Raw genomic sequence first — 7,108 nt, 5'->3', positions numbered from 1 at the left:
TTTGTACTCACCCTCTCGGGCTTTCCTCCGGGCTTCGTTCTGTGTTGTTCTGTTCTTGCGTTTCCGACTCTATCAGACTCTCTCGGGCCCGATTTCCTCGGTGCTTTCCAGGTCCTGCGCTTTCGCGCTTTTCCCTTTCCGGCGATTCCGACTCTATCAGAAGTTCGCCACCGGATTTCCCGGCTTCCGCTTCTCGAATGAAGAGTCGAGTACACCTCACGAGAATCGAAGTCCTTGTGAAGTGTGGGGGATGTCGCCGAACCTGTCCGGTTCGAGGCAACCGTTTAACTCTACAACCCTCGCCTGGGGGGAGTCAAAACGGCCCGGGGGGGGCGTCCACGCCTGGCACCTCCCCTCCACGCCAGGCCCGCACCAGGCGCACGAGACAGCAGCCCGGCGCGCCACGCATCCCTGCTTGGCGACGCTCCGTCGTGACGACACCGTCGCCATGTTCGGCCTCCTCCTCACAGACCTGGCTGTTCGAGGGCGACGTCGTACGTCTCCGCAACCGGCTCCGCCGGAAAGCTCGGGGCGCTGGTCCGCGTCGATTCGCCCGGCTACCCCACGACCCACGACCCGGGCATCCCCCGTCCCCCGTCCACGTTCCCGCCGGTCCGCACGAACGCAGCGGGGAGCCGGCACTTCTTCCCGCTCCTTACCGCAGGCGAATTCCTCGGAGCGGAGTTCCCTGTCCCCCTCCCGTCTCCACATCCCTCGGATTCACCGGAGGCAGGGGCGCTCTTGGCCCGCGGCGGGAACGAGCACTGCTCGCACGAAGGCGGGGGTGGCGCAGCCGCCGCCTGGTGAAACACGGGAGCGGGACGCCTCTCCTCCACAGCCACCGCTACGCCGCACTTCCGCGGTGACCCGGGGGACCGGGCTGTCGCCGTCGAGGGCCAACGCGACTCCACCGCCGTCGCCCCGGGGCACTACGGCTCCGCCTGGTTCCGTCCGCACAGCGCGTTCCGGCCCTGGCTCCGGTCCGACCTCTTGGCTCCTTCTCACCACGCCCAGCACCCCGCGGACCATCCGATCACCGAGCCGCCGGAGATGATCATCGGCATCAGCGATCCCAGCGCCGAAGTCGCAGGCGCGTGGCACCCGAGCCATCCCTACGCCCGCAGTCGCATCACCCCTGTCGTCCTGACCCAGCCTCCGCGCCCGAAGACTCAGCAGCCCGTGGACCATGGTCAGGAGGTGGTCCGTGGATCCGTCGTCGATCTCCCAGTCGGTACGGCCACGGCAGCATCCATCCGCGACGCGCGCGGGATCAGCAGGGACACCCACACCCCTCGGTGCCGCCCTGCACGAGCGCACGTCGCAACACCCTTGGAAGAGTCTCCGACCCTTTGGGGAGAGGCGTAACGTCTCCGTACGCCTTGGCCAGACGAGGCGGGCATAAGCCACAGCCAGCAGGTGGGCGCAGGGCGTGCCAGGTAGCCGCGCACCCGCTGATGGCGGAGCTTGAGTGCCGCTGTCACCCGAGCCGGAAGGTTCTCCTCGTAGCGTGGGTGCGGCGGCCCGGGGTCCCAGCACCTCGCCAAGTTCCCTGCACCGCTCGGAGCACAAGCTCCAGGAGCTGTGGCGGAACTCCAGGCCATACACGAGCCGGCCTCGATAAGACCCCTGTCACCCGCCCGTCGCCACGGTGATGGGCTGCTCGGTCGGCTCCCCGGCGGACCGCCTACCGCTGACGGAGCAGAGCCAGGCCGACGCCACGGACACGATCCTCGAGCTCGGGACGTTCGTCAGCACCGACCAGGACCAGGCCGACGAAGCCGCGGCCTCGGTCGCACGCCGGCTCCACAATCCCGCTGGAAGCTCCGATGTCATCCTCCCGGATCCTTGCGGGAAGTCCGTCGAGGGTGTTGATCGCCCTGTTCTGTGGGGGGGGTGCCGTCGTAGGGCCGGTTTCCGTGTCGTTGCGGACGATGGGCCGGCTGAGCAGCTCGCCGGTGGTCACGTCGAGGCGGCCGCAATCGAGGCAGTGCCGTGCCGCTTGCACTTGGAACCCTTGCCGGACAGGGGGGCCGGGACCGGCTCCGTTGCCGACGTACCTGTATGAGCGGGTGCCGATCGCGGCCCCCTCATCACCCGACGGCACCACCGCTCCAGCGCGCGGGGTGCGGTACAGCCGGAAGCGGGGAGTGTCGCGGCCGTAAGCCAGTCGCGCACCCGGTGCGGCGTGAGGTCCAGGTGCGCCGGGATCCGTCCGATCTGGGACGCGGAGATCGCGTGAACATCCTGCCCGCCACCAGCCCGACGATCGTGCGGCGGGATCACGGCGATTCCGGCTCGGCCACCGCTGCGTCCACCACCGACCCAGACGCTGACCCTGGCGCAGGCCGTCCAAAGCCTGCAGGGTGGTGGCCGTGCCGAAGAGCCTGCCGTCCTCCCTGCAGATATCACTGCGCCCGCGCCCGAACAGCCACGCCCGCGCCCACCGGCCGCAGTTGACCGGCATGGCGGTCCGGCACCGGGCAGGAATTGCCTACGTGGCCGGCGGACTGCCCCGCGAGACACCGCTCTCGCCGCGCCGCCTGCGTTTCACCGGCGCCCCTCACACCCGGGGCCTCTCGCCCCAGGTGGCCGGTCGGGACGACCGCGAGGACGGCACCCTGCCCAGCGGCTCACCCATGGGGTCTCCCGAGAAAGCACTGGACTGCGCCTGCGCCCTGTACCTCCACCCAACCGGGCCACTCCTGCCCGTCCCATCGACCCGGGCGCCCCGGTCATGAAGCTCCCCGCACTGCCCGCAGGGGTGACATGGCACGACACGGCAACGGCTGTCTTCCCCTACGCGACACGACTCGACGGACGTTGGTGGTTCCTGCGGCTTAACGATTTCCCCGAGCATCCGCTCTACACCTTGTTCATCGACGCACAGGTCATCGGTGACATGGACGACGATCCGGCCGCTTGGCAGTTGCTGTCCCGGGCAACGCTCCCCGCTCTCACCACGCCGGACCGTACGGAGGTCCTCCGCTTGATGACCGGCCTCGGCCCCTACGGAGCAGAGGCCGGCAGCCCGTGCACGGGCGACTGGTGCACCTGCAGCATCCTCACCGATGACTACGCCGCCAAGCCCAGTCCTCCTCCCCGTACTTCCGCCGAGCAGCACCAGGCAGGCCGACGCCGCGGCCGGCTGCCCTGACCGACCACGCCCCCGGGGCCCCGCCCGCTCCGCCACGGGAGACGCCTGGCCGACGTGCTCTCCGCGATGCTCCGAGCCGGAGCCGTCCGCCAACCCGTCGGCAACATGCCGACGGTCGGCCGGACCCGCCGGTTAGGGACGCTCGGCGTCCGCCGGGTGGTACAGCGCCCTCTCCGCCCGGGGTACGGGCAGTGCCGTCTCGCCTTCGGAGTATCGGCACTCCCAGCCCCTCTCCCGGACAAGGTCAAGGACCGCCTGCCAGTCGTCCGCCGAGCAATCCGGGACATGCACGTCCGGCAACGTCCCCATCAACTCCGCGTCGAAGAAGCAGCTCACGTCATCCCACAAAAGATCAGCCACGCCACCCGGGTGCCCGGACCCCCGACTCAACGCGGCCCTGTTCCCCTTGCTCGGAGCGACCGGAGCCCCTCCCCCGGGGCAGAGGTGCCGTGACGCACACCGCTACACGTCGGGCTTCGACGGCGGACGGGCCCGCGGGGTCAGGCCGCAGGGACGCCGAACCAGCGCGCCAGACGATCGGACAGGTCCCGCTGGTCGTCGCCGACCCACGCGACATGCCCGTCCGGCCGCAACAGCACTGCCGGCAGCCCCAGTGGAGTACCCGCATCGACGACGTCGACGACGTGGTCGACCCGGTCCGCCCAGCCCGCCACCGAAAGCCACCCGGTCCGGTCGAGCAGCAGTCCGCGACCGTCGTGCATCAATTCGTAGAGGCGGCCGCGCTTCAGCTCCACGTCCCGCATTCGCCGGCCGAGCAGTTCGTGGCCCTCGCCGAAGTCGTAGCGGACGCCGATCGCGGTGATCTTCTCGATCAGGTACCGGTTCACCTCCTCGAACTCCATCAGCTCGGACAGCAGCCGGCGTACCGCCCGGGGACCCGGCTCGGGGGACAACAGCTCCATCTGCGCGCGGGTGTTGTCCAGTACGTCGGCGGCCACCGGATGCCGTTCGTCGTGGTAGCTGTCCAGCAGGCCCTCCGGCGCCCAACCGGCCACCTCGGCGGCCAGTTTCCACCCGAGGTTGAACGCGTCCTGGACCCCCAGGTTCAGTCCCTGCCCGCCGGTCGGCGGGTGGACGTGCGCCGCGTCGCCGGCCAGCAGAACACGGCCGACCCGGTAGCGCTCGGCCAACCGGGTGGCGTCGCCGAAGCGGGAGAGCCACCGCGGCGAGTGGACACCGAAGTCGGTCCCCGCGACGACCCGTAGCTGCCTCTTGAACTCCTCCAGCGTCGGCGCGGTCGTACGGTCCTCGGCCACCCCGTTCGCGGGGACGATGACGCGGTACACCCCGTCCCCTTCGGGGATCGCGCCGAACCGCAGCTGCGTCTTGCGCACTTCGGCGATCACCGCGCCCAACGTCTCCGCCGGCACACCCACCTCCATGTCGCCCAGCAGCGTCTCCGTCCTGGACGGCTCCCCCGGAAACCCCACTCCGATCAACTTGCGCACCGTGCTGCGCCCGCCATCGCAGCCGACGAGGTAGCGCGAACGCAGTTCCGTACCGTCCGCCAGCCCGACGCTCACCCCGTCCTCGTCCTGGCTCAGGCCGACGAGCTCGCAGCCGCGCCGGATCTCGGCCCCGAGCTCGGTGGCGCGCGCCGCCAACAGCCGCTCCGTGTCGGCCTGCGGAATGGCGAGGACGTACGAGTGCGTGGTGTCCAGCCGCGCGGGCCACGCCGTACTGATGCCGGCGAAGAAGCCGCCGACCGCGAACTTCTCGCCGAGCGGGAGGAAGCGGTCCACCAGGCCGCGCTGGTCCATCACCTCGACGCTGCGCGCGTGCAGCCCGCGGGCGCGGGAATGCCCCGCCGGTTCCGACTCCTTCTCCAGCACGAGTACGGCAACGCCGTGCAGCCGCAATTCCGCGGCAAGCATCAGGCCGGTAGGTCCACCACCGGCAACGATCACGTCCACCATGCAAACGCCCCACTCAACGAGATTGATTTCGCCGGCCGCTCCGCCCGGTGCATCGGGCCGTGCGCGCACGCGCACGACCGGCTCGACCCGCGCGATCCCGTTCGTCCGCCCTTTGTGCAGCCCGTCCGGGACGCGGATCCATATATCGGCAAAACCGCACACACCGCGCGTAACCGGGATATCGGCCGGTTTACGGCTCAGGTGGGAAATTCTGCGTCACGACCCGGGTCTTGCCGCAAGACCCCCCACCCGCTATATCTTGAGAGTGGCAAGGAGTGGTCAACCTCCTTGCCTCTGCTTTTGTCCGTCCGCAGTCGACGGCTGGTCCCAGCCCGTCGCCGGCGTCGACGACGAAGGCCAAGCCGTCCAAGCCGTCCAAACCGTCCGGCGAACCCTTGGCCGCACGGCCCGCGCCGCACATCAGCGGAATTCGACGGTGATCCCGACGCGTGCCGGCAACCGAAGAACGTCGTCGACATACGGCGTGTCCCCCTCCGGGCCCACGATCACCGCACCGAGCGCCCGCCGCGCCACCTCCGCCTCGTCCCAGATCAGCGTGAACGGCGCGGGTGGCACGTCCCCACCGCACGGACAACCGCAACGTGTGCCAGCACGCCTCGCCGATCGCGCACACGAACCCGGGGATATCGGTGACGTGCCGACCATCGAGGTCCCGTCCGGGACCGGGCAACTGTCGGCCCGCGTCCTGACGGGCGGCCGCGAAGGCTGCCCACTCGGCCGGGCCCGCCGCAGGAGGGTCGATGCACTCGCCCCGCTCGGTCGGCGGACCCGCCGCGAACCATGCATCCCAGACCGGTCGGACGGGCGGATCGGGCCGGTGGGCGAGGCCTTCCCCCAGCCACAAGTTCACGACGGCTCCGCCGAGTTCGGACGGACGGGAGGCGATGACCAGCAACCCCACGTGCTCCTGGTGCCACATGACCCGGCCGGGTCCGGTCCACGGCAAGCAGCCTGACGATGTCGGCGTCGCCCCGCGGCCTCAATGAACAGATCGACCAACGACTCGTCCACGGACGAAGGTCGGCAGCCCGTCAGGACCGGTCGAGCAGCTCCCATTGGTCGGCGTGCCCACGCGTGGATCAGGTCGGCCCCTGGATCGGCCCCCGGCACCGGATGGTCCACGATGAGCCCGAGCGTCCCCAGCTCGAGGAGCTCGTCCCACCCTTCCCGTCGCCGGCCGAGCCGCTCAACAGCTTTGAGCAAGCGTCCGGTTGGGGCACGATCCTCGATCGTCAGCTTCCTCGCTGACCAGTACGTACGTGAGCGGCAGCTCGCGCTCCCACGTCCATACGGCCTCCCCGACCTCCCCCGCCTCCGCCGGGTCGACTTCCCTTCGCGCCTGCACCGTGCTCACGCCCCGCCACCCCTCACCCGGACCCGGGGCCGCCATCCAGTGGCCGTACGAAGCTCAACCCGGGCCGGCCGTCCAGGAGGAGCTCGCCCACGGGGGTGAAGCCGGTACGGGTCAGCACCGTGCGAGACCCCGGATTGTCGAGGGTGGTGACGGCCCGCAGCGTGGTCAGCCCGTACTCCGCCCCGGCCAAGGCACACACCTCACGGACCGCGGCCGTGGCCAGACCGCGCCCGGCAGCACGTTCTGCGATCCGGTATCCGAGCTCGGCGGAGCCATCGGCCACATCGATCAGGTTGACCCGCCCCAGCACTTGTCCGTCCTCGTCCACCAGGACGTGGAAGAAGTGGAGACCGGCCTCCTGCTCGGCCATCAGCTCACGATGTCGTTCCTGGAACCCGGCGAAGTACGTGTCCCCTCGGTCGGGAACGGAGGCGGCGAAGTAGGCCCGGTTCTCGCGCTCGAAAGCGAGGAGTGCCGGCGCGTGGTCGAAGCGAAGCAACCGAAGGCTGGGCATGCGCCGATGCTACGGAACGGCGACCCGGCCGTAAACGCAGAAAAGCCCCGCACCGAACCCTGAAGGGCTGGTGCGGGGCTTTCCCACAATGATTGTTCGGCGGCGTCCTACTCTCCCACAGGGTCCCC

At 69.9% G+C, this 7,108-nt stretch carries 5 protein-coding genes; 2 read left to right on the top strand and 3 right to left on the bottom strand.

Annotated features, from left to right (window positions below):
- The coding region (locus AB0D46_RS38070) for a hypothetical protein (protein ID WP_362884633.1) at nucleotides 1-201 on the top strand (201 nt) is incomplete at its 5' end.
- A 2,533-nt stretch (nucleotides 202-2,734) separates the two neighbouring features.
- On the top strand, nucleotides 2,735-3,154 hold the full coding sequence (locus AB0D46_RS38065; RefSeq protein WP_362884631.1) for a hypothetical protein: 420 nt from the start codon (nucleotides 2,735-2,737) through the stop codon (nucleotides 3,152-3,154).
- A gap of 500 nt (nucleotides 3,155-3,654) precedes the next feature.
- On the opposite strand, the gene rox is transcribed toward AB0D46_RS38065, so the two are convergent.
- The 3 genes from rox to AB0D46_RS38050 all read right to left on the bottom strand — a co-directional run bounded on the left by rox (nucleotide 3,655) and on the right by AB0D46_RS38050 (nucleotide 6,980).
- Complete coding sequence (gene rox, locus AB0D46_RS38060; RefSeq protein ID WP_362884635.1) at nucleotides 3,655-5,091, bottom strand: rifampin monooxygenase; 1,437 nt, start codon at nucleotides 5,089-5,091, stop codon at nucleotides 3,655-3,657.
- A 420-nt stretch (nucleotides 5,092-5,511) separates the two neighbouring features.
- Nucleotides 5,512-5,667, bottom strand: a complete 156-nt coding sequence (locus AB0D46_RS38055) for a hypothetical protein (protein WP_362884629.1) — start codon at nucleotides 5,665-5,667, stop codon at nucleotides 5,512-5,514.
- Nucleotides 5,668-6,479: 812 nt separating this feature from the next.
- Nucleotides 6,480-6,980, bottom strand: a complete 501-nt coding sequence (locus tag AB0D46_RS38050; protein WP_362884627.1) for a GNAT family N-acetyltransferase — start codon at nucleotides 6,978-6,980, stop codon at nucleotides 6,480-6,482.
- Nucleotides 6,981-7,108: the final 128 nt, after the last annotated feature.

This window comes from Streptomyces sp. NPDC048383 (assembly GCF_040651775.1).
Classification (GTDB): Bacteria; Actinomycetota; Actinomycetes; order Streptomycetales; family Streptomycetaceae; genus Streptomyces.
Note: the sequence above shows the minus strand (reverse complement) of the source record. Positions and strands in the feature narration are given on the sequence as shown.